Below are 22,993 nucleotides of genomic sequence, written 5' to 3' on the forward strand. Positions count from 1 at the left end.
GCGAACAAAAAGGGAGAGTGCAAAAGGAGTGAGCGTGGATGAAAACGGCGTTAATTACCGGAATCACTGGTCAGGACGGCGCCTATCTGGCGAAATTGCTGTTAAAGAAAGGATACCGAGTTGTAGGACTGCTTGCGCACCGCAGCACGAATGCTCTCTGGAGATTATCGTATTTAAACATAGATACAGAAGTAGAATATAGCGATGGCGATCTCACGGATCTCTCTTCCCTTATCCGAATTATAGAAAAAATAGAGCCGGATGAAGTATACAATTTGGCTGCACAAAGCTTTGTGGGAGCATCCTGGCAGCAGCCAATCCTTACCTCACAGGTGACGGGGATGGGCGTTTTGCATATGCTGGAGGCCATCCGGCTCACCAATCCTCAAATTAAATTCTATCAAGCCTCTTCCAGCGAGATGTTCGGATTGGTGCAGCAACCTGTTCAATCGGAAGAAACCCCATTCTATCCGCGAAGCCCGTATGGTGTCGCAAAATTGTTTGGTCATTGGATGACAAAAAATTATCGCGAGAGTTATAATATGTTTACTTGCAGCGGTATATTATTTAACCATGAATCTCCGCTGCGCGGGTTAGAATTCGTGACCCGCAAGGTTACCAACGCCGTAGCCCGGATCGTGGTGGGCAAACAGAACGAGCTTCGACTAGGAAACATTGATGCAAAACGGGATTGGGGATATGCGGGTGACTATGTAGAAGCAATGTGGCTCATGTTGCAGCAACCACATCCTGACGATTACGTGATCGCTACGGGAAAAACAGCATCCGTTCGAGATATGTGTAAAATTGCATTTAGCTATGCAGGACTAAATTATGAAGACTATCTTGTCATCGATCCTGAGCTTTATCGTCCTGCAGAAGTTGATATTCTTCTGGGAAATCCGGCCAAAGCAAGAAAAAAGCTTGGCTGGGAGGCAAAAACAAGTTTTGAAGAACTGATTCAATTAATGGTTGAAGCGGATTTAGCACGAATGAAAGAGAAGTAGCAACCCGTTACCATGCAAAAAGCCAGTGTTTCCTTCCTCCGGGAAATCTGGCTTCTTTTCATGTTTATGCTCTTTATGCCTCCGCTTTTTTTATAATAAGACCGATGGAAGTAGACACAAACTGGCCAATTTGCAGCTTCAGGTGGTACTGGCTTGTATAAGGCGGAACATCGATAAATGAATCGATCTGCCCATTCCCAAGAGAATAATCAATGTCAATGGAGTGTCCTGCTGCCCGTAACGTTTCCACCATCCATTCAATATCCCTTTTTCTAAAAAGGACGGTTATGCCATATTCCAATGTCTCATCGTTAGAAGAAACATTGAATTCTGTGGTATGAATCGCTATGCCACCGGGACGTAAACATTTCATCTGATTGATAATAAAATTCTTTCCTAATTCAATGGAACCACAATGTTCGAATGCGCATGACGACCATGTGAAATCGAAGCGATTCTCGTATTTATCAGGAATATGATTCATATCCACATTTTCAAAGGTGACGAATTTGCAGAACTGTTCCGCATCGCACAATCCGTATTGATTTAATTCATCAAGATGATTGCTATGTTGATTCGAGTCTACCCACCCTTGCACTTTCGCTCTATCAACATCCAAATCGGTCGCCACAATCTGGCATCCATGTGCTGCAAAAAGGGATACAAGCCGCTCTTTGCCGACGCCAAACCCCAATCCTTTTTTACCAGAAGCAAGCATCCCACGTTCAAGAAGCCCTTGATAAATGTAACAAAACTCCCATAATTTTCGATGATACACATGAGGATGCTGCAACTGCGTGCAAGCGTTCTTAAACCACTCTGTTTCAAAGTCCTGTTCTTTACACAGTTGAGAGATTAACATAAAGCTTTACTCCTTCCAATCTTTAGATCGAGGTGTTCGGGTCTTGAATACATCGCCAGTGCCTCGACAGTTGTTGGAACAAGTTGACTATCATATCCAATAATATGAAAACTGAAACCACGTTCGGCGAATTTTTGCAAAATAGGTAAAGGATGATACCCGCCTGCACTCCACAGAACCGGGCAGTATTCCATGATAATTTGGATTTCATCATTACTATCAATAAGCTGGAATAAGCCATCCATCATCAGCGGTTCCGACCCATCTATATCAATCTTGATCACATCTATCTTCTGTTTCGGGAAATATTCCGAGAACACAACGGTTTGTACTTTCACTTCTGCTGTCCCTGGAGTCCCTGGGTTATAAATGCTAGCTCCTCCTGTTCCAGGAATATATAGCATCGTTTCACCATTTGTATTTGTTAATGCTACTTTGTGTAACTCAACATGCGTAAACCCGTTTATCGCTATACTCTTCATGAAATTATCATGATGAAATGGATTCGGCTCGAACGCATGAACTTTTCCCTGTGGGCCAACATGCATTGCAGCTAGGAGGGAATAATAACCACAATTGGCGCCGATATCTAACACCGTCATCCCTGGTTTTACCAGACCTAAAAAAGTATCCGTTACCCACTTTTCCCAAAAACCGTGTTGGATGATAAGATTTTGTAAAACATCCCTTTGATCTAAATAGATATAAGGTCCATGTAACAAAGTTGTTAGTACAGTATGAGCATCTATATATTGAATGGGTCTATTCATATGTTTCACCCCCTTACCTCTAAAGCTTATTTATTTTATGCAAAAGGAAAAAAACGGTGAGACCAGCTTACATGTACCACCATCGACGGCAAAAGCCAGTGCCTAATTACGATGCGCGAACTGGAGCATTTTGTAGAAGTATTGAAAAAGCGTATGAAGCAAGTGCTTCACACGCTTTTTATTTCTTCCCACGTCATACAGAGACGAATAATATCTTCTTCCACAAGCTCGCTGCCTATTTGCACTTCAATCAACTCCAGATCGGAGGTTGCTTTGACCCCGTGCTTGGAACCAACAGGAATTTGGAGCACATCTCCCTGTTTTACTCGCGACACCTTTCCATCAAGAATAAATTCGCCTTCTCCGGAAATAATGATCCAGACTTCTTTTCGTTTCAAGTGAATTTGATAACTAAGGTTTTTTCCAGCTAGCACTTTGAGTCTTTTGGTTAATGCTTCATTTCCATCTTCAAGCTTTTTATAATCCAAGACACGGTACCAGCCCCAGCGCCTCTCTTCATACATCGGTCGTTGTCCGATATCTTTCACGATTTCTTTCATGCGCGGGCTGGCTGACTTATTCGCTACCAAAATCCCATCAGGACTTGAAATCACGGCAATATTAGATAAACCTAGAACAGCAACAGGGATTTCCAGTTCATTAATCAGATGCGTATTGTTTGAATCAATGCTTACCATTCCTTTCCCGATTACATGAGTATCCATCTTCTCTGTTAGCGCATCCCATGTCCCCAGGTCTATCCAATCGCCTTCATAAGGTATGACTACAATCTGATCCGCTTTTTCTACCACTTCATAATCAAAACTGCTCTTAGGAAATTCAGCATATCGTGCAACCAGTTCTTCATAGCGAAGCGGAAGCCTTCTTTTGACTAATTGATTCAGCAGGTAACTGAGCTTAAACACAAACACTCCACAATTCCATAATGCTTTTTGCTCGATTAGCTTTTGCGCTTTCTCTTTATAAGGCTTTTCAATAAACTTTCGTACTGTCATATAAGGCATTATCAATTCATGATGAACAGGAACAATGTAACCGTATTTTTCGGAAGGGGAGGTTGGATAAGCTCCGATTAAAGCAATGTCAGCCTTTGATTCACGAATCGCTTGCTCTACCTCTTCCATCTTCTGAAAGAAGCGATCTTCTACATACGTATCGACAGGCAATACGCATACAATCTCATCCAAACTTACTTGAGCGAAAGAATAAAGATAACTAGCAGCCAAGGCAATCGCGGGAAATGTATCCCGCCGCTCTGGTTCTACAATTAACCGAATCCTGTCCCCTATTTGATTTTGAATTATATCCACTTGCTCTTTATTTGTGACAATATAGGTCGCATCTGCTAACTGGGCGGAACATAATTGCCGCCAAATTCTTTGTACCATAGATTCTAATTTCGTGCCTTCATGCTTTAAAACTTTCAAAAACTGTTTGGCACGAGAAGGATTGGATAATGGCCATAACCGCTTTCCTGACCCGCCGGATAGTAAAATTAATTTCACTTTTCTATCAACCTTTTGCCCATATTTTTGCACACGCATGCTCTCTACACATATGACTTGATGTTTCAACATTGTATAGTGGTAAGAGGATAAGAACCCTCTCAACCATAAAAATGTTTCACAAGCTCATCCATTCGCCGGTACATCCGTTCAGCTACTTTTTGTTTTGAGAATGTGTCAAGGACATCTTTTCTCGCCTTCATCCCGACCTGTTTCGCTTGCTCACTATTTTCATATACTTGGCGCATCAAAATTCTTACATGTTTCTCGCTCGGCTCAGCCCACTTGTGGCCATCCAACTCTCCGAAATATGGAATGCTCCGCTCAATAGGAACTAGCCCTTCTATATCAATTAAATAACTATTTGTATCGTTCATAAAAGCGGTCTGTCCACCCCAGCGCGTGCCAATCGTCGGCAAAGCCATCGCCATCGCTTCCATATAGGGACGCCCCCATCCTTCTCCACGTGAAGGCAGTACAAATGCGTCTACAGCAGCATATAATAGAATCATCTCTTCTTCGGTAAAATAAGAGTCAATGATTTGTACAGGAGGAATGTCGCTTATTCCCATTCTTTTTGCCTGCTCTAAAATCATTGCGCGAGGGTTTATATTTCCTTCCAGCATCTTACTTACCTTCAAAATCAAACATACATTCTCTTTAGAAGAGAATTCTTTAAAGTAGGCACTAACCAGTACATCCCAGCCTTTGCGCTTATTCCAATCAAATACTGACAAAAAATTGAATGCGTGCGCACTTGCGAGAGGATAAGGTTGAACTCGTTCCGGATTATATAGCTTACCATCAATTGTTCCCGGCAAAATAAAGATTCGTTCTTTTTCTACACCTGCCGCTGCAAATGTTTCTCTATTAAATTCAGAGGGCACCCATACTTCAGTCAACTCATTCATCTTCTCTACCCAACCGGGCGGAAGTGAGTCTGTTTCAAACATCGTACGGCCAATGGAGATGGGAGCACAAGGAGAAGAAAACAAATAAGCCGGGGCGGCTTGATAATGAATAAGCGGTTGTTTCAATGTGTTATTTTGCAGAGCTGTTACGTAATTTCTCATCTCAGTGTTTGTTAATTCAGGCTTTTGCTGATGTTCTGCCGGCTCAATTTTTACTTTTAAAGGGAACGGCTTTAATGCATCCAGAAAAACTTTCTGTTCCTCAGCATATCCAGAAGCGTTATAAATCGGGGAATGCCATAATACCTCATAAGCACGCTTTTGCGCTACTACATAATAATCATAGTTATTATATTGATAATGGGACTCTTTTATCGTTAGCCCGAACGTTTCTAAAATGGATTCTATTAACCGCTTTGGATAGGGGCGAACATGCGTCAAATCCAGCCAAAAGTTCTCAACTACAGGAGGATGGGCAATATTTGGGGTCAAAATGATGATCTTTCCATTGTTCTTTAAGGATTTGACACATTGAATGAACAAGTTTAACAAATCTTTGGGCGCAAGGTGCTCAATAATATGTCCCATAAAAATTCCGTCATACATCTCCTCTTTCCCAGCCAGGAAATCTTCTGCTCGTTTTTCCTCAATATTTAATCCTTTCGCCCTCCCCTGCACAACCTTTTCCTTGTCAAAATCAATCCCGACTGTTTCGACGCCAACTTGATTCAACATCTCCATAAGCAGCCCATTGCCGCACCCGATATCCAACACTTTGTCTCCCGGAAGAAAATAAGGCACCCAGTATTCCCGAAGCTGACGTATAGCGTCTTCCTCTCCTTCAAATTTGTGGGCGATACGATGATACAATTCCTGAACGTCTTTTCCTTCAAATCCCGCCTGATGGCTTGTGTATGTTTCTTTTGTAAGCAATATTCGTTCCCGCACTTTTTGCAGGCTTTGTTGTACATCCTGCCGGTTGGCGTCGATTTCTAAAGCCTTAGCATACATCTCCCTCGCGCGGAAATCATTGCCCATTTCGAAATAATGCCTGCCTACATCATGATACAATTCAATGAGTTGTTCCTTTTTCTTGCACTGTTGTATCATCTTCTGATAACAACTGATCACCTCAGACCTGTTTACGGGATTTCCTGTTATCCCTTTGCGAAACGCCGCCAGCGCCTTATTATATTCCTTGAGATTCGTATAGCAAATACCAATATAGTTCCAGAGCGTAGCCTGAAAGGTTTCATTCTGCTGCTGCATAATATTAGAGATAAACTCAAACTGTTCAAGCGCCGCCCTTGTCTCATTTTTTCGAAAAAGAAGAGTCGCCGCATAATACCGGGCATGAAGGGAAGTCGGATATGCATCCATTACACGCAAAAAAGTATCCAGTGCTTCATTTCCTAAATTTTGTTGATATAACTCCACCCCTTTTTGGATTTCGGTGCTGATAATTTCTTGATCGCTTGCTCTCGTTGGTTGCTTCTCCGAAAGCATTGCTTGTAAACGGTCAGAAACCAATTGGGCACTGCGGTTCCAGGTAAATGTAGAGAGAATTTCCTGGCTTGCTTTTTGTCCTTTCTGCTTTGTTACATCCTGGTTTTCATAGACGAATCTCATGTTTCTTTGCAATTCATTTTTATTAATTTTCAACCACCATGGAAAATCAATGGTTTCCATGTCACCGATTTTTTTGTCTGGCCATTTTTCTTGCTCACATGAAATCAAAAAAGCAATCCCTTCATGGCAAAAATCTTTGCTCGGCCCTAAAGAAGGAACCATTGCGGGCGTACCGCACGCCATCGCTTCAATAATGGGCAACCCAAATCCTTCTCCGCGGTAAGGATGAACCAGACAACCACATGCTTTGTACAAACCCGCGAGTTCGTCAGGGGACAGTTCGTGATTTATATACAATATTTCGGGATTTTTTTTATCCAACCGCAACTGTTGAATCAGCTCTCCCAAATTCCTCCCGTTATAAAACGAATTCGTTCCAAAATCCTTAATCACCAAACAAACATCATCTTCCGGTGTGAATTCATCTAAGTATGCCTGCAATAATATATCAATCCCTTTGCGTAAAATGGTGCCACCGACAAACAAAAACCGAAAAGACTTATTCGTATTTAAAGCCATCGGTTCCACATGATAATGGAACGTATTTTCGTCGACACCAAGCGGGATGACTTTAATCTTGCTCTCGGGAATTCCCGATTGTACATAACATGCTTTGTTATAGGTACTATAAACCCAGATTTCATCCACCCAATATTTCATAGGAATGTACCATTTCCGTGGAATGGAGCCGAATTCCCACGGTTGCATTAAAATCCATCTACCGCTATTTGGCCTGGTGAAGTCGGGCGGCCATTGATGCCTTACCGTTATATCTGCCTGACTATCTCTCGTAACGTATCTTTCCTTAATTGACTTCATTTCTTTATCCATAACAAAGTTTGAATCTTCTTCATAGGAAATAATCCCAATATCAAATTTGTTTTCGACGATGAGCCTTTTGCATAGTTCCCGGTTTACCAAGGCTAAGCTATGATTGATACATTGTGAGCCTACCCAGTTTATTTTAAACGTATCCGAATTCAAAGCGCACACCTCCAGTATTTTATTTACCCATGATATGTTTAGAACCCCTGTACACATGATGTTAATTGGATGGTTACGTTTCACTTTAGAAAAAAACACCAGATACGGCTGCTTGATTCATACAGAAGGATTGGATGGGTACTCTAATGTAGAGTGTAGACCGGTAACAGCTTGATACAAATTGTATAAATTGGGGTAAAGGGCTACCTTCGTTGCTAACAGTTGCTTCAATTCAAGGAGCATGGTCGCCGCTAATTTGCAACGGATCTCGTCTTGCAACGGCTGCTGGTTTATCATCTGTTTATAAAGTTTTCTCGCTTCCGGGTACTTTTGTTGGGAAAGCAAGTGGGCGGCATATAACAAAGGGTTCTCTTGTGTCTTTTCAGAACAAGGCATATTTATGGGCACATATCCAAATTCATCTACTAATTTGGAGACTTTTTGCTGCAACACCGTATTTTCTGTCTTATGCATGAACGAAACAAGTTGTTCCAGCTGCTTTTTTCCATTAAGTTCAACACATTTACCAAATACTTCACTAACGGCTTCGATATCTATGTTTTTCGTATCGTCCATATGGTTTGTAGTAAATCGTTGATGAAGCAAGCGGAAGGTCACCGTTTTTCTATCATGACCTGCCAGCGTCTCCATTTGCTTTACGTACATATCGGCTTCATTGAATTTTTCTTCAACCCAAGCAATGATACACAGCGCTTCTAACGACTGAAAATAATACAGGCTTGAACTCGGCACACTGGCCAATAGCGCTTTCGCTTTCGGAAGTAATCCAATCCCCATGAAAGATAATCCTTTCATGCTGCTTAGCCAATCATTCGATAGGCCGATATGCTCTAACTTTTCAAGCATATGAAGCGACATAATATAGTTTCGCTTCGCAATCAGCGATTGAATCAGCGGGTGGAAGATACGATCGATGCCTGCATCGAGTGGTGAGCCTGCCTCTTTTCTCTTTTCAATCACATGATGTAAGTATCCATAACGATGAATTTTTACAGGAAGAAATCCAATTTTCGCGTCGTTTTCTACCTCTTCAATATTTAGCCTCTCGTAGAGCGGATGAATGAAGCGATAACCCATGCGATTTCGAAACAGTCGGATATGGGATGTCTGAATTCCTTTTTCTGTTACGGAGCTTTCGCCATAGTACGTAATGAAAGGCAGACAGAAAGCATGGTATTCTTTTTTATCCCGGTTTGCGCGCAGTTGATCCCGATCATTTTCATCAAGTTCTTCATCAGCATGCAACCAGAGAATCCAATCCCCTGTTGCACGTTCTAGAGCAAAATTGCAGGCATCCGCGAAATTCCCATTCCAGGAAAAGCGAAATACTTGCGCCCCAAACGACTGGCAAATTTCTGCCGTACGGTCAGACGAGCCTGTATCGACAATGATCATTTCATCTACTACATCTTTTATGCTATTTAAACAACGGGCCATCCACTCTTCTTCATCTCTAACAAGCATACACAAGCTCAGGCAAGGGAACTTAGGCAAGGGACATAACCTCCAGGATTTGATGAATTTGTTCTTTGTTGATGATGCTAGAATCAGGATGATAAAACAGCCCTTCCTGTAGCAACAGGGCGGCTTCCTCTAAATATACTTTCGCAAGCGCGCGCAAAAGAGATTCATTATTTCCAATGCTGCTCATCAAATGAAGGGCGGCTTCTTGTTGCCCGCTCGCTGCGTAACAATAGTAAAGAAAAAGGCGTGATACGCCATAATTAGGGAACGTTTTATTCAGGCGCTCCAACCAGTAAATGCCCTGAGCATAGTTTCCTTCTCGCAACGCACAAATTCCCGCAAGGTAAAAAATCTGTTGATTAGCTGGTTCTATCCGTTCTGCTTCCAGCAAATAATGTTTGGCTGCTGTAAATTGATACCATGTTATGAGGAGTTGCGCCATCAACATATAGTCTACGGTCTGGGCAGGCTGGACAAGCTCATGCAATTTCGCCGTTGCTTTTTCCACCGAACTTTTCTTACAAAGCAAAGGAAACAGTTGATAAAGAGGCTCCGTCCATTTTCGGTTACATACATATGCCTGCTGGAAATGGTGAACCGCCTTATCGACTTGATTTAATTTTCTGTAAGAAAGCGCTAAAGCATAATGAGCTTTCTCATTACTTAATGCCTTATTGCTGGGATACTTATGAATAGGAGATGATCCCATAGCCAGACATTGGTGAAACATCTCTATCGCTTGTGAGTATTCACCTAATTCAAAAAGGCAAACTGCTTTCAAATAAATGAGATCTGTAAAATCCGGAAAAAGTTGTATTCCTTCATCAAGAAGATGGATGGCTTCGGGAAAGTTCCGCATCGCCAGTAGCGCACTGGTATAATTCTTGAACAAGCTTGCTACCCAGATTTCTTGAAAGTCCTGCAAATGCTTGCGAGCAAGTTGAAATTGCTGACTTGCCTCCAAATATCGCTTTACATTTAAATATTCCGTACCAAGATTGTAATAATGAAATGGATGGCCAGGATGTTTTTTCACCTCCGCTTCAGCAATTTTTATATTTCGTTCTACTTTGCGTTTTTTCTGCATTACTGCTGCCGAATATCCATAATGATGAATACGAATCGGTGTCATTAACAAGCTGTCCGTTGTGCTCCGTTTAATAATAGACAAAGTAATTTGTTCATGAAGAGCGCCAACAAAACGGTATTCAGGCCTATTCCTCCACAATCGGACACTGGGAAATACGCATACATCTCCGGTAAATTCAAAGTTGTGGTTGAGAATTTGAAAAAGGTAGCCTTCCGCTGTCCCTGATTGAATTAATGCCTGAAATTTCCTCCTGTCTTCTTGTTCGAGCCGTTCATCCGCATCCAGCTGTAGAATCCAATCTCCTGTCGCTTTCTTCAAAGAAACATTGCGCGCCTTAGAAAAATCGTCTTCCCAAGGTTTGTGGAACACCTTAGCGCCATATTTTTTGGCAATCGCAACGGTTCGATCTGTTGAGCCAGTATCCACGATAATGATTTCATCGACAAGCGATTGCACACTCTCTAAGCAGGCAGGCAAATGCTGTTCTTCATCCTTAACAATCATACACAGGCTTACTTTTGCTTTTTTGGTACCCATTCACATCTTCCCCCCATTCTCTATCCTCTTCTCAACCTCAACACGATTCCTCTTTTTTATCGTATTTCCTAATGGTTGGATATGTGACTAGAAAATGCAAGAGGAATAGTCATAAAGGAACGGGAACCTACATTTCGCTTTCTCATTTTCTACAAGGGGATATCATAAAATACAATATTGACTGGAGAGCTACTTATTTCAGAAAAGGAGGAGACAGCTTGCCTGAACTTTCATGGATTCATCTGGTTATTCTCATTTTCGCTTCTTTCCGCCTTACCCACTTGCTTGTATTTGACGAAATCACATCATTTATCCGAGCCCCTTTTTTAGCCATAACGCATGAAGAAGACGTAGACGGCCAGACCATCCAGCACATTGAGATCAAGGGAACAGGCCTGCGTCGCTTAATCGGCAAACTTTTAAGTTGCTATTGGTGCGTCGGCATTTGGTCCGCCGCGCTGGTAGTCACGTTATACTGGTTCTTGCCAGCCTCATTTATTTTCCTGGTGATTCTCGCCATCGCGGGAGCGGCGGCCCTCATTGAGTCAAAAACATAAGCTTCATCCTTTCTTCAACCCCATCTTACGAATGGATAGCATTGATGGACATCTGCAACTGCCGGGTCTTTATGTCCGGCAATTTTTATTCATGTCCCTTTTCCCCACAAAAGTAAAAATACATCCTCATCCTCCATAAGAGCCGAGACAGGCTGGACAACACGATAATACAATAGTTAAAAAGTGGGGTGATAAAAGTGGACAAAGAACAAAAAGTGATCCCTTTTGCTTTATTAAAAGAACGCGGTACAATACGAAGAAAATACAAAGAATACCACAACGAAACACTGACTCGGCTGCTGCTTGAATACCATGAACAGTGCAGCGAACTATTCGATTTATGTATAGAGTCGCGCAAATTATTGATTGAATACCGGGAAAAATACAGCCGAATGCGCGAATTGTATACGAAATCCTGTGAATTAGTAAAGCAAAAACAGGAAGATATGCAACGAACCATCAGCGCATATTCGCTTATGAAATGTTTTATTGCGAAAAAGGGGCTGGAAGATGAATTTAGAAATTTTATTCGGACTCTTCCCCATGGCTAACAGGCAGACTGGCTTATTATGTAAGAACGACTTGCAGGCGTTTGCCTTCTCGCTCTTTTTCCGTCCGTATCAGACGGCATCGCCAGCGCCTTCAACAAAACACAAAGCTCTCTGTCAGCGTATGCTAACAGAGAGCTTCTGTGCTTTTTCCCTATTATACGGGTGGGTTCGGGTTAATCTCTTCAGCGGTAAAGACAAATGCGGAGGTCGTAATTCCGCTGGAGGTAGGCGGCACATCTACAGTCAGGAAGTACGTATGCGTTCCCGGCGGCACGTTCTGATCGACAAAGTGGAAGCTCGTCGTTGTCGGATTGAACGCAAGGGTAACCGTAAGAGGCAGAACCAGAGCGGAAAGCGTTAAGTTTAGAAGCGAGCTTGTATCCGTAATTTCGAAAACGTTCACGCCAGCCGGTCCGATGGCATCCCGCCAGATTCTAAACGTTCCCGGGACGCCCAAGTTAATGCTCAACGGGAGAACCGTGATCGGTAAAGTAGTAAGGCCAGCCGGAGCCCATTCTACCGTTCCTTCCAAATACACCCGATCGCCCACCTGGTCAGTTGTGATCGTCACCGAAGTAATGGGCTGTTGGGTAGTAGGGGGGGGCGTAACCGGCACGCTTTCGCTTACTTGTAATTCACAAAGCAAATTACATTCCTCTCCCCGTACAGGGGGCGGACATGAAGGCGGGCAAAAGATCACTGGATTAGCAGGACGGCAACCTGGACAGCACGAATTTAAACAAAAACTACAAGCCAATATAATCATCTCCTTTTTTCATTTACTATATTCTATATACATGCATATCTCATTGACTCCACGCTTACCCTGATGAATTCACACATTTTATAAAATCAAAATGCGTTTATAGCAAGACAGCATATAAAAAAGTCTATCATCTTCTTGACTCCCGTAAATTACGCAACAAGCAAATCGCTCATCATCCTCCATGTTCCAACATTCGCACGACTGACAAAAGAATAGGGGCATAGAAAAGAGGGAAATGAGCCCTTCATTCAAAACGAAAGAAAGCTCCCCGGCAAGATACTGAAGAGCCTTCCTATCCATCTTCCTTATCTCCGATTCTGTTCCCCACCAGTGTCTTCGAAAGGATAGATTACTATATTCTATTATTCTAGTATGTAAATGCCTCCGCGTCTGTCGTAGGGAAATTATCTATTTTCTATATTCATACCATTTGGTATATCGATATCCTTTCTATAATATCTATCTCTTCATGTATGTTCCGACATTTGTACCGTGATAGGAAAATTTTCAGATAAAAAGGAACAAAAGAAGTGAGAAGCAGGCAGGCGCCTAGCGTCTGATTTCCGCTTCTCACTTTGTTATCTCTATTTCCTTTTTACCACCTTGGCTCCGCCACAAGCGCATCCGCCTTTTTTCGCTTTATTCCGAGCTTGTTGTGAAAATCCATAACTTCCCCATATGTTGTCTCCCTGCTTTAGGATTGTACTTTTGCTGTTGGTTTTATTCGGATAAAGTCCCGGGCTTACCCGATACTTAGGGTTGTTCATGCTAACCACTCCTTTCTACTAGCATGTACCATCCTATTAACACAATATGCTTACTGCACAAAATGGTGTGATAGAGTAAAAAAAGAGGCTTTCTTACATGAAATAGAAAACCTCCTTACCCTGTTTTTTAATCGCTTCTGAAAAACACAAGCTCAAGCGACCGCACTTCATTATTTTTCATTGTAAAGCAACGTACAACCGGAGACGGAGCTGCTAGCGATACAATGATGTAAGCCACCTCCGGATAAGGGTTGTAGGCGATATCCGTTACGGAAGGGTACGCTTCCGTTGTGGGATGCGAATGAAAAATTCCTGTTAATTGTTCTCCCTGCTGTTTCATCTTCTCCAATACTTCCGCTACAGCCGGCTTCGATAATAAAAAGCGATCTGGCTTCTTTGCTTCATTTGAAAGTTTCCAGAGCGTAAGACCAATCTCAGCCCCTATCGGACCAGAAATGAGTCCGCACGCTTCGTTCGGAAGCTTCTGTTTACAATAAGCAATCATCTCTTCATATGTTGCTTCGTGCAGGTGAAATGGAGCGGGAAACATTATTCCTCCTCTTTTCCGAACATCACATTTTTTTTTGCAGGTTCTACTCTATCTCCTGTATTTTCCGTGAACATCTCTATTCTCGTATTTTCATCTTCAGCAAAAGCTCTGTTCGGTTCATGTATATTGTAAAGCTGCCCCCCTTCTTCCGATACCTGGAAAGAAGAAAATGAGTTAAAGGTTCCTTTACTTTCGGAAGTAGGCTTCATCTGTCCGTTTGTGGCCAGCGATTGCAGCATTTTGAATGTCCCTTTACTTTTGGCCAGCTTGGTCTGTCCATGCGCTTCCATTTGCTGCATATTCAAGGCTTCTTCACTTTCAGCCGGCTTCGTCTGTCCATGTACCGCCATTTGCTGCATATTAAAGGTTCTATTGCTTTCGGCAGGCTTCGTCTGTCCATGTGCTGTCATCTGCTGCATGTTAAAGGTTCTATTGCTTTCGGCAGGCTTCATCTGTCCATGCACCGCCATCTGCTGCATGTTAAAGGTTCTATTGCTTTCGGCAGGCTTCGTCTGTCCATGTACCGCCATCTGCTGCATGTTAAAGGTTCTATTGCTTTCGGCAGGCTTCGTCTGTCCATGTGCCGCCATCTGCTGCAACCTTTTAAACGTTCCTCCTGCGTTGATCTGTCCTCTCTTCATATCAGTAACCCGCATCATAACTGACGGGTTTGGCCTGGCAAACGCCTTCTGTTCCTCGAAAATTCGCATAAACCACGGCTTCTTTACGGCCACTGTTTCCGGTGCAGGTGTTGCCTCTTTTTGCGGAAGCGCCGTTAACTCGACCACCTGTTTTTCTAACTCCCCAATCTTCTGTTCCTTCTCGACCATACGAGTGTGTGCCTCTTCTGTATCTTCCTTAAGCTGGGCAATATGATTTTCCAGTTCCTTTTTCTCAGCTTCATATTGCATCGCCTGCTTCTCCAGTTGCTGTTGCAGTTCATGCAGCTGTTTGTCTTTTTTATCAAGTTCTGTTTGGACGTGATTCGCTTTTCCTTCGTATTCATCAATTTGGCTTTCCAGTTGCGCTTTTTCGTTTTTTAGCCAGTTTTCTTTCTGCTTCAACTTGGTAATGAGTCGCTCTTTCTCTTCCATTTCCATCCGAACTTGCGTTACCGTATCATTTGTCAATTTCATCTGCTGCTTTAGCTGTTCAATTTCCTGCGCAAGTCGCTTTCTCTCTGTTTCATGTTCCGCCACTTTCTTCTCAAATCGGCTATTTAGCTCACGAATTTCTTGATCTTTGTTGAATAACTCCTCCTGCATCTGCTTCATTTCTTCGTTGAACTGTACCCTTAATTGTTGAAGCAGTTTGTCTTTTTTGTGAAGTTCATCATGCAATTGTTTGTCTTTTTTATTAAGTTCCGTTTGTGCGTAATTCGCTTTTCCTTCATATTCATCAATTTGGCTTTCCAGTTGCGCTTTTTCGTTTTTCAACCGGGTTTCCCGCTGCTTCAATCTAGCAATAAGTTGCTCTTTCTCTTCTATTTCTGTCCGAACTTGTGCTACCTCATCATCCATCTTTTTAATTTGCCGCTTCAACCGCTCGATTTCTTCCACGAGTTGCTTTTTCTCTGTTTCATGTTCTACCATGCTCTTCTCAAGCTGACCGTTTAGCTCACGAATTTCCCGTTCTTTATTAAATAATTGTGTCTGCGCCTGCTTCACTTCTTCATCCAACTTTGATTGCAATTGTTGCAGTTGTTTATCCTTTTTATCAAGTTCAAATTGCGCACGGCTGGATTTTTCCTCGTACTCATCAAGCTGATGTTCCAGTTGCGCCTTTTCGTTTTTCAGCCGGGTTTCCCGCTGCTTCAATCTAGCAATAAGTTGCTCTTTCTCTTCTATTTCTGTCCGGACTTGCGTTACCTCATCATCCATTCGTTTAATCTGTCGCTTCAACCGCTCGATTTCTTCTCTCAATTGCCTTTTTTCTATCTCGTGTTCAGCAATTCTCTTTTCAAGCCGGCTGTTTAACTTATCAAATTCCTGTTCTTTATTGCTCAATTGTTCCTGCGCTTGCTTGACCTCTTCCTCCAGCGCATGAATATGCTGCTGTAATTGTGCCGCGAATTGTTCATGCTGCCATGCATCATTTATGGCTTGTATCGCTTCCGCTTCCTTTTCCTTTGCGTCATACCGCTCAACTTTTTGTGCAAACTGAAGCTTAAGCTCTTCGATTAATTGATCCTTTTCCATTAAATATTCCTGCGCCAGCAACAATTCTTGTTCTAATTCATTAATATGCTGCTGTGTTTGTTCATCAATTAACTGCTCTTTTTCCAACAAACACGATTCGGCGTATTTCACTTCCTCTTCAAGATAACGAATACGCTCCTGAATTTGCGCTTTCTCTGCTCCATACTGTGCCAGTTTCTGTTCCAATTGCAATCTAAATGCCTCAATTTGCTGATCTCGTTCCTCTACATGTACCTGCGCTTTTTTCAACTCTTCTTCATAGTGCGCGATTTGCTGTTGCAGCCGCCTTATTTCTTCTTCTTCTCTCTCGTTCGCGCGCTTCTCGCGCACTTGCTGAAGCTGTGCCTCAAGCTCAGCGGCGCGCTGCTCAAGCTCCATTTTTTCCGCTTCATATTGCGCCAATTTCTGTTCCAGTTGCCGTTTAAACGCTTCAATCTGCCGTTCGCGCTCTTCTGCATGCCGTTGTGCTTTTTCCAGTTCTTCTTCATAATGCGCCATTTGCTGTCGCAACACGTTTTCATGCTCTTCTCTCTCTTTCGTATGTTTCTGCCGCGACTGCTGTAGCTGTGCTTCAAGTTCAACCATACGCTGCTCAAGCTCCGCTTTCTCCGCTTTATATTGCGTTCGTTTCTGTTTTAGCTGTTGTTTAAGTTCCTCGATTTGCCGATCGCGTTCTTCTGCATGCCATTGCATTTTTTTCGAATCTGCTTCATAATGCGCGATTTGCTGTTGCAACTGTCCTTTCTCTGCTTCATACTGTGCCGCTTGCTGTTCTAGCTGCCATGTAAGTTCCTTAATCTGCCGATCTCGTTCCTCTACATGTACCTGCGCTTTTTTCAGTTCTTCTTCGCAGCGCGCGATTTGCTGCCGCAACGCTAATTCATTCTCTCCTTTCACATCCGCAACCTGCTGCTGTGCCTGCTGAAGCTGCGCTTCAAATTCAACCATACGCTGCTTAAGTTCCGCTTTCTCCGCCTCATACTGTGCCGCTTGCCATTCTAATTGTTCAATATGTTGCTGTTTTTTGTACAGGCATGTCTGCATTTCTTCTAGCTGGCATTCAAGCTCCTCCATGCGCTGCTGTGCTCGCTGATTCTGCTTTTCATTTTCCTCAGTTCTTTCCTCAAGCTGCGTTTGGAGCTGCGCAATCTGTTGTTCTCTTTTCACAAGCCGATTTTCCCATTCTTTTTTATATCTTTGCTCCTGCTCGTACAGCTGTGTCTGAAGGGTCTTCGCTTCTGTTTCCATTTTTTTGACGCGCTTTTGCCAATCCTTTTTATCGTTCTCATATTGCGCAACCTTGCCTTCCAAGACATCCACTTCGCACGCTAGCTTTTCTATTGTCTGTAAAAGCTGCTCCTTCTCCTCCATATGATGCCTTCTTTCTTCGCTCAATTCGTGCAAACGCCTGTTCTGTGCTTCCAGTTCATCCTGCAGTGATAAAATTTTGTTCTTCAGTTCTTCCTGTATCTGGCTAAGATTTCCACTATTCTTATACTGTTTGACTCTTGTTTTATAACGAGAAAGCTCCGCTTTATAGCGCGAGAGAATGACTTTATAGCGCGAAAGCTCAGATTGTAAATTAATTAGCTTTTGTTTTAACTGCAATTGGCTCGAATCACTTGATTCGAACCGGACGATCGAACCATCTTTCATCATCAATCACCTCTTCTTGATATATGTCCCTTGTGTCTCTCTATTTTTATGCATCCGTCTAGATATAGGTGAAGTCGTCGTGAAAAATGCTAAACGATTTTTTTCTTTTTTACCTATCGTAAAAAATTCCGCGAATGCCTAGAACTGCCTCCGAGCCCTCTCCATAAAATAAAGTAGTTCCAATCCCCACCAATACTTCAGAAAGGATGGTTATGCATGCATATAAACCATGAATTTAACCCTGAAGCAATTCAAGGCGCACAACAAGAAACTGTATGTATCAAAGTGCCTAAAGTGTTTGACTGGGTAACCCGCCAAGTCGACGTTCCACTCATTAGCCAGCGCGGTCTTCTTACTGAGGTTTTCCCTGGTTGCACATTACCCACAGGAATAACCACCCAAGATGTTGCAAAATTCGGAACCGTCGAATGCTTTTTATCCGACGAGTTCGGAAAACCGCTTGATCCGTTAGATGAAGGATCGATTTGCTGCGTTGAAATCACGCAGCCGGGTGGTCGTCAAGATGTGCAGGTTACGCTGCCTACAGGCGAAGTAGTTACACTGCAAAAAGTGAAAGTGCTGAAAAAAGGATTCGTCACCGTTGTTTTAAAGGTGCTGCCAACCGTATGTGAGAAACCAATTATCTGCTGTGTAACAAAACCGTTCCAAGTAGCAGAGAAGTTTTTCCTGTGCGCACCTCCGGGAACATTCCTACAGTGCCATATTACTGATTTTGAATGCGATGCGCAGCTCATTTTCTTCCCTTGCACCGGCACAAATGGAACCGACGAATTCCAGCTCGATATTTCCATCAACATGTGCCAGGACATTCAAATGGAAGCGATGGTTAAGCTCGAAATTTTGGCCGACTTCTGCCAGCCACGTCCAGAATTGCCATTCGAATGCCCACCGCGCCCGTTCCCGCCGCAATGCCCTACTGTTTTTCCAGGTTAATCGGCATTCTTTCTCAGACAAGGAGAGAAATCCTCTCTTCTTGTCTACATTACTTTTTTAGAAAAAGGAGAATAGAATGGACAAGAACCATACGCAAACCATCCTATCTTACTGTGCTGAACTTTCACGTTACACCGCTTTAATTGAAAAAGAATTGACTAAGCCTATTCAGAAGCCAAACGATAACCAGGAGCGAGCAACAAGCGACGGGGGCAGGATAGAAAGTGCGGCTTTTTTTAATTACTCGGTCATTTTGCCAGATGAAGATGAAGAAAACAATGTGCTTGTTATGGGCGACTTCATTGTGAAAAATACGGGAAACGCGACGCTACATGCGCCGATCATTTGCATCCGGATTTCGCCCGCTCCAGCGGGAACACTGAGCGGAAAGATCAGAAAAACGAAAAAGCAGACATCCTTTTTGATTGAATCGTCCTCTTCAAATGAATGGCAGTACATTCAAGAGAACGAGAGTGAACAGGGAAAAAACAACGGGGAGTACTGGCTAACTCCGCTCTTCTGCAACGAATTGATGGCTGGCAACCGCTTGGTCTTTGCCAATTTTACATTGCATCTTACGAAACCACCTGAAGGAAATTCCATCATTGTGAAAGGGTTCGCCTATTTCAAGGAGCAATACGAAGGAGTAGCGGCGCTAAATAATATCGTGATTAATTTTTAAATAGAGAAAAGAAAAAAGAACGTCGGCCCTATATAAGGCCGACTGTTTTTTTACTCCATTTCTTTTAAATTCGTCAGACAGCTCTTGCAAATGTTGCGTCCACGGTAGCTTGTGATATTTTCTGCCGAATCGCAAAAAATGCAGGCCGGAGCGTACCGCTTCAAAATAATTTTTTCTTCATCAACGAAAATCTCCAGCCCATCCTTTTCGGCGATACCCAAATTGCGACGCAACTCAATCGGAATCACGACACGTCCCAACTCATCTACTTTCCGAACTACACCGGTTGCTTTCATTGCCATTTTTATGCCCTCCTATGCTTTATCTTTAAATAGCTGACTGTTTTCTTACCTTAAATTTTATCAAGTCTACAATTAATTAACAGTGCAAATATTGCATGGAATTGGCAATAGTCCCTTTTACTTGCATTGCTGTATCTTATAGTTTCCGGGACTTTTCGCGTATTGCCCTTTGCGCCTGCACATGGCATGATGACAATACGTATTTGTATAGATTGTGTACAGGCATGAAAGACAAACGGCTCCGCTCGTTTCCCCGGTCAAAAAAACCACCCACGCTTCGAAGATCATACTATACAAACTTAGGCATCCTAAGGTGGTGAATCTTAACGTGTTGAAGAAACTGCGCAGAATGTTCAGCAGTACAGCAAAACCGGAAGAAGGATGGGTTGTTGTGTTCCTTGACCGCAACGACTTCCGGTTACGAGCTATGCAACGACGTCTGGAAGAGAAAGGAATCCGGACATTTGTGGAAAAAAGGGCCGCTATCTATGTGCATGAAAGCGAACTGGAAGAAGCGAAGCAAACCGTGGCCGAATGGGTTAACTAACGGCATAAATGAAAGCAGGGATAGGCAATTTCCCATCCCTGCTTTTTCTTTTTTCAACCGTATTTAGAACGGTTTGTTCATCATCATAAACGCGATACAGCCCATTAAAAATATGGAAAAAAGTCCGACACACAGGTTCTGAAAACGAAGCGTTTTCAATTCTTTCTCGGCATAAATTTTGCGACTGTTTGCTACTTCTACCAAACCACGCATAAGAAACCGCTTCATCATATAGAAAACAAACATATATAAAAGCATGGACACAATCAGCCACATCTGCATTAAATATTGAAACGAAGTAACGAAGAAAAACGCAATGCCCGTACTCCAGAGCACTACGTCGGCCGCGCAGTCCAACTTCCGATATGTGGCGAGAAAACGCCGGGTTTGCTCCACGCTTCGCAGCCGTGGAATCAAGAACAGCACGGCAAGCTTGGCCGTGATCGCCAGCAGATGGAAAGTCAAAACAACGTAGAACAACGGTTTCCACCCTCTCTTTTCTTTTCATTTTACTATGGGCCCAAGAATGCGCAAAGGTATTTTTTTGAAAGATAATCTTTTCATTCAACATAGGTGTGATATGATGTTATAAGGATAGAAAGGAAATAAAAGGAACATGTCTAAGGGAGAGGAAAAACATAGCATGAAAACATACCGAAAATACCGCTTCGCTTGGCTTGCGGCAGGCATCCTTGCCCTCGGGCTCCTTGCGGGCGGTTTAATGAACGTAATAGCTGACGCCAAAACCAAAAACGCCGATGTGATGATTACGAGCCTTGACCGCGTGACACTGGCATTTACAGGAGACTTACAGTTCACCGGTACGGTAGCTAAACAAATTAAAAAGAACGGAACAAGCTATCCGTTCACCGACGTGAAGCCTATACTGGCGCGAGCAGATATTGCGGTCGGCAATTTAGAAACGACACTGACAACCAGAGGAGCAGCGCAAAATAAACAATTCACATTCCGCTCCGACCCGCGCATGGCCCAGGCAATGGCTGATAGCGGCTATGATCTTGTTGGACTCGCAAATAATCATACGATGGATTTCGGTCAAGATTCGCTCCTCGATACCATTAAGCACCTGCAAAAAGCGAAGCTCATCCCCATGGGAGCGGGTAAAAATCTTACAGAAGCGACGCAAATCCACTACATAACCAAGCGCGGCAAAACAATCGCATTCTTAAACTATAGCCGTGTGTTACCTTCCACAAGCTGGATGGCTGGCGCGAACAAGCCGGGACTTGCCAGCGCGTACAATCCAAAAGGTATGTACAGCAAAGTCCGGGAAGCAAGAAAAAATGCCGATATGGTTATCGTTTTTATCCACTGGGGCAAAGAACGCATGACCGTACCTGAAGCATATCAGACAGAAATGGGGCATAAATTGGTGGATGCAGGAGCGGACCTTGTTGTCGGTCATCACTCCCACATCATGCAACCGGTGGAATGGTACAAAGGGAAGCTAATTGCCTACTCGCTCGGCAATTTTGTCTTCACAAAAAGCAAAATGGACCTCTGTAACCAGACGGCGATTCTCGAAGTGGCACTCAACGGCAAGCGCATACAGGCAAATCTTGTTCCAGCTCACATCATAAACGGACGGCCACGCCTGATGACGGGAGCGGAAAAAGCAAGCTTTCTGAACTTCATAGACCGCATCTCACCTAAAGCGACAGTTAAAAGCGACGGAACGATTGTTCCATCTCCCTAAGCACCTCTTTGACGGTAGACAAAAACGCACGGCTCGCGCGCGAGCGGTAACGGCCGCGGCGATATGCTATAACAAGCGTGCGCCGCGGCGTCGGATCACGCAACGATACATACACGGGCAGCATCTCCTCTTTCGAGAAACGCGTGATCATTCTGGGGACAAAGGCAATCCCCATTCCTGCGGCCACAAGCGACTGTACGGTTTCAATGTTGCTGCTTTCAAATACAACTTGCGGAACGAATCCCGCTTCTTCACACCATTTGGCGGCCAGGGTGCGAAACCCCTGGCCCTTTTTCAGCATAATAAACGCTTCAGCATTTAGTTCGCGAATCTCTACTTCCTTTCTCCGGGAAAGCGGATGATCAGGTGGCACAGCTAGACAAATTTCTTCTTCCAATATCGGCTCCCACTCAAGATTCGGCTCCTGTATCGGCAGTGAAAGCAGGCTCATTTCCGTTGTGCCGCGGGCCGTCAATTGCTCCAACACAAGGGTCGGTTCTTCAACCAAACGCACCTGGATGCCAGGATACTTTCTTTTAAACACGGGAAGTACGAGCGGCAAAATGTGTGCTCCCGTAATGGGCAGACTACCGACCGTAAGCGTCCCTTTTTCCAATTCCACCATATCCTGCATCTCTTTTTTCAATTGCTCCACCGCATCAAGAATTCTCGTCGCCGATTCATAAAAACGCTCTCCTGCATCGGTCAGGCGGGTCGAACTTGAACGCTCAAATAAAATAACATCCAATTCCTTCTCCAACTTGGCGATTTGCTGGCTAAGCGATGGTTGCGCTAAATGCAACTTTTCCGCCGCTTTTGAAAAACTTTTTTCTTCCGCGATCGTCACAGCATACAGCAATTGTCTAAATTCCATTCAAATCTTCCTTCTTCATTTTTATAGGAAAAACCTATACATTTTATAAATATTATATCTTTGAACTTTTC

Annotated in this window: 20 protein-coding genes; 7 read left to right on the forward strand and 13 right to left on the reverse strand. The window is 43.3% G+C overall.

Annotated features, from left to right (window positions below; translation table 11 throughout):
• Positions 1 to 38 precede the first annotated feature (38 nt).
• Positions 39 to 1,007: a GDP-mannose 4,6-dehydratase gene (gmd, locus tag BLR88_RS02725; RefSeq protein WP_057898983.1), complete on the forward strand. Its 969-nt coding sequence runs from the start codon at positions 39 to 41 to the stop codon at positions 1,005 to 1,007.
• A gap of 73 nt (positions 1,008 to 1,080) precedes the next feature.
• Here gmd and BLR88_RS02730 read toward each other — a convergent pair whose 3' ends face one another.
• The 6 genes from BLR88_RS02730 to BLR88_RS02755 all read right to left on the reverse strand — a co-directional run bounded on the left by BLR88_RS02730 (position 1,081) and on the right by BLR88_RS02755 (position 10,801).
• Complete coding sequence (locus tag BLR88_RS02730) at positions 1,081 to 1,869, reverse strand: methyltransferase domain-containing protein (protein ID WP_057898984.1); 789 nt, start codon at positions 1,867 to 1,869, stop codon at positions 1,081 to 1,083.
• Complete coding sequence (locus BLR88_RS02735; protein WP_057898985.1) at positions 1,863 to 2,639, reverse strand: FkbM family methyltransferase; 777 nt, start codon at positions 2,637 to 2,639, stop codon at positions 1,863 to 1,865. The genes BLR88_RS02730 and BLR88_RS02735 overlap by 7 nt, the downstream gene beginning before the upstream one ends.
• A gap of 167 nt (positions 2,640 to 2,806) precedes the next feature.
• Complete coding sequence (locus tag BLR88_RS02740; protein WP_057900338.1) at positions 2,807 to 4,165, reverse strand: sugar phosphate nucleotidyltransferase; 1,359 nt, start codon at positions 4,163 to 4,165, stop codon at positions 2,807 to 2,809.
• A gap of 101 nt (positions 4,166 to 4,266) precedes the next feature.
• Positions 4,267 to 7,689 (reverse strand): glycosyltransferase, encoded by a 3,423-nt coding sequence (locus BLR88_RS02745; protein WP_175493540.1) that lies wholly within the window; start codon positions 7,687 to 7,689, stop codon positions 4,267 to 4,269.
• Positions 7,690 to 7,806: 117 nt separating this feature from the next.
• A complete protein-coding gene (locus BLR88_RS02750; protein WP_062731155.1) occupies positions 7,807 to 9,204 on the reverse strand; it encodes a glycosyltransferase family 2 protein in 1,398 nt (465 codons plus the stop codon).
• Positions 9,197 to 10,801 carry a tetratricopeptide repeat-containing glycosyltransferase family 2 protein gene (locus BLR88_RS02755; protein WP_057898988.1) on the reverse strand — a complete coding sequence of 535 codons (1,605 nt, stop codon included), beginning with the start codon at positions 10,799 to 10,801 and terminating at the stop codon, positions 9,197 to 9,199. Before BLR88_RS02755 ends, BLR88_RS02750 begins: the two co-directional genes overlap by 8 nt.
• A gap of 218 nt (positions 10,802 to 11,019) precedes the next feature.
• Here BLR88_RS02755 and BLR88_RS02760 point away from each other — a divergent pair, with 218 nt between their 5' ends.
• Positions 11,020 to 11,358: a DUF1360 domain-containing protein gene (locus BLR88_RS02760; RefSeq protein ID WP_057898989.1), complete on the forward strand. Its 339-nt coding sequence runs from the start codon at positions 11,020 to 11,022 to the stop codon at positions 11,356 to 11,358.
• Between the two features lie 197 nt (positions 11,359 to 11,555).
• Positions 11,556 to 11,909 (forward strand): hypothetical protein, encoded by a 354-nt coding sequence (locus BLR88_RS02765; protein ID WP_091259885.1) that lies wholly within the window; start codon positions 11,556 to 11,558, stop codon positions 11,907 to 11,909.
• Positions 11,910 to 12,063: 154 nt separating this feature from the next.
• On the opposite strand, the gene BLR88_RS02770 is transcribed toward BLR88_RS02765, so the two are convergent.
• From BLR88_RS02770 to BLR88_RS02790, 4 genes are all read right to left on the reverse strand, one after another.
• On the reverse strand, positions 12,064 to 12,555 hold the full coding sequence (locus tag BLR88_RS02770) for a hypothetical protein (protein ID WP_139184894.1): 492 nt from the start codon (positions 12,553 to 12,555) through the stop codon (positions 12,064 to 12,066).
• Positions 12,556 to 13,259: 704 nt separating this feature from the next.
• Positions 13,260 to 13,442, reverse strand: a complete 183-nt coding sequence (locus BLR88_RS02780) for a hypothetical protein (RefSeq protein ID WP_057898993.1) — start codon at positions 13,440 to 13,442, stop codon at positions 13,260 to 13,262.
• Positions 13,443 to 13,569: 127 nt separating this feature from the next.
• Positions 13,570 to 13,992: a M67 family metallopeptidase gene (locus tag BLR88_RS02785; RefSeq protein ID WP_057898994.1), complete on the reverse strand. Its 423-nt coding sequence runs from the start codon at positions 13,990 to 13,992 to the stop codon at positions 13,570 to 13,572.
• The gene (locus BLR88_RS02790; protein ID WP_091259889.1) at positions 13,992 to 17,849 is read right to left on the reverse strand and encodes a hypothetical protein; all 3,858 of its coding nucleotides are present in this window, start codon (positions 17,847 to 17,849) and stop codon (positions 13,992 to 13,994) included. The genes BLR88_RS02785 and BLR88_RS02790 overlap by 1 nt, the downstream gene beginning before the upstream one ends.
• Positions 17,850 to 18,062: 213 nt before the next feature.
• Between BLR88_RS02790 and BLR88_RS02795 the strand changes: the two genes are divergently transcribed.
• On the forward strand, positions 18,063 to 18,800 hold the full coding sequence (locus tag BLR88_RS02795) for a BMQ_0737 family morphogenetic spore coat protein (protein WP_057898996.1): 738 nt from the start codon (positions 18,063 to 18,065) through the stop codon (positions 18,798 to 18,800).
• A 76-nt stretch (positions 18,801 to 18,876) separates the two neighbouring features.
• Entirely contained in the window at positions 18,877 to 19,482 is a 606-nt protein-coding gene (locus BLR88_RS02800; protein WP_057898997.1) for a hypothetical protein, read from the forward strand.
• Positions 19,483 to 19,532: 50 nt separating this feature from the next.
• On the opposite strand, the gene BLR88_RS02805 is transcribed toward BLR88_RS02800, so the two are convergent.
• The gene (locus BLR88_RS02805) at positions 19,533 to 19,778 is read right to left on the reverse strand and encodes an AbrB/MazE/SpoVT family DNA-binding domain-containing protein (RefSeq protein ID WP_057900339.1); all 246 of its coding nucleotides are present in this window, start codon (positions 19,776 to 19,778) and stop codon (positions 19,533 to 19,535) included.
• Between the two features lie 334 nt (positions 19,779 to 20,112).
• Here BLR88_RS02805 and BLR88_RS02810 point away from each other — a divergent pair, with 334 nt between their 5' ends.
• Positions 20,113 to 20,331 (forward strand): hypothetical protein, encoded by a 219-nt coding sequence (locus BLR88_RS02810; protein ID WP_057898998.1) that lies wholly within the window; start codon positions 20,113 to 20,115, stop codon positions 20,329 to 20,331.
• A gap of 63 nt (positions 20,332 to 20,394) precedes the next feature.
• Here BLR88_RS02810 and BLR88_RS02815 read toward each other — a convergent pair whose 3' ends face one another.
• Positions 20,395 to 20,811, reverse strand: a complete 417-nt coding sequence (locus BLR88_RS02815; RefSeq protein ID WP_057898999.1) for a hypothetical protein — start codon at positions 20,809 to 20,811, stop codon at positions 20,395 to 20,397.
• 163 nt (positions 20,812 to 20,974) lie between these two features.
• Here BLR88_RS02815 and BLR88_RS02820 point away from each other — a divergent pair, with 163 nt between their 5' ends.
• Positions 20,975 to 22,048, forward strand: coding sequence for a CapA family protein (locus BLR88_RS02820; protein WP_162265025.1), 1,074 nt, complete (start codon positions 20,975 to 20,977; stop codon positions 22,046 to 22,048).
• On the opposite strand, the gene BLR88_RS02825 is transcribed toward BLR88_RS02820, so the two are convergent.
• Entirely contained in the window at positions 22,014 to 22,922 is a 909-nt protein-coding gene (locus BLR88_RS02825) for a LysR family transcriptional regulator (protein WP_057899001.1), read from the reverse strand. The genes BLR88_RS02820 and BLR88_RS02825 overlap by 35 nt on opposite strands.
• Positions 22,923 to 22,993: the final 71 nt, after the last annotated feature.

Origin of the sequence: Aneurinibacillus thermoaerophilus (assembly GCF_900099925.1) — a bacterium.
GTDB lineage: Bacteria > Bacillota > Bacilli > Aneurinibacillales > Aneurinibacillaceae > Aneurinibacillus > Aneurinibacillus thermoaerophilus.

Coding starts and splice junctions, on each gene's coding strand:
- gmd (WP_057898983.1), top strand. CDS start 39: ATGAAAACGGCGTTAATTACCGGAATCACTGGTCAGGACGGCGCCTAT.
- BLR88_RS02730 (WP_057898984.1), bottom strand. CDS start 1,869: ATGTTAATCTCTCAACTGTGTAAAGAACAGGACTTTGAAACAGAGTGG.
- BLR88_RS02735 (WP_057898985.1), bottom strand. CDS start 2,639: ATGAATAGACCCATTCAATATATAGATGCTCATACTGTACTAACAACT.
- BLR88_RS02755 (WP_057898988.1), bottom strand. CDS start 10,801: ATGGGTACCAAAAAAGCAAAAGTAAGCCTGTGTATGATTGTTAAGGAT.
- BLR88_RS02780 (WP_057898993.1), bottom strand. CDS start 13,442: ATGAACAACCCTAAGTATCGGGTAAGCCCGGGACTTTATCCGAATAAA.
- BLR88_RS02785 (WP_057898994.1), bottom strand. CDS start 13,992: ATGTTTCCCGCTCCATTTCACCTGCACGAAGCAACATATGAAGAGATG.
- BLR88_RS02790 (WP_091259889.1), bottom strand. CDS start 17,849: ATGATGAAAGATGGTTCGATCGTCCGGTTCGAATCAAGTGATTCGAGC.
- BLR88_RS02795 (WP_057898996.1), top strand. CDS start 18,063: ATGCATATAAACCATGAATTTAACCCTGAAGCAATTCAAGGCGCACAA.
- BLR88_RS02800 (WP_057898997.1), top strand. CDS start 18,877: ATGGACAAGAACCATACGCAAACCATCCTATCTTACTGTGCTGAACTT.
- BLR88_RS02805 (WP_057900339.1), bottom strand. CDS start 19,778: ATGAAAGCAACCGGTGTAGTTCGGAAAGTAGATGAGTTGGGACGTGTC.
- BLR88_RS02820 (WP_162265025.1), top strand. CDS start 20,975: ATGAAAACATACCGAAAATACCGCTTCGCTTGGCTTGCGGCAGGCATC.
- BLR88_RS02825 (WP_057899001.1), bottom strand. CDS start 22,922: ATGGAATTTAGACAATTGCTGTATGCTGTGACGATCGCGGAAGAAAAA.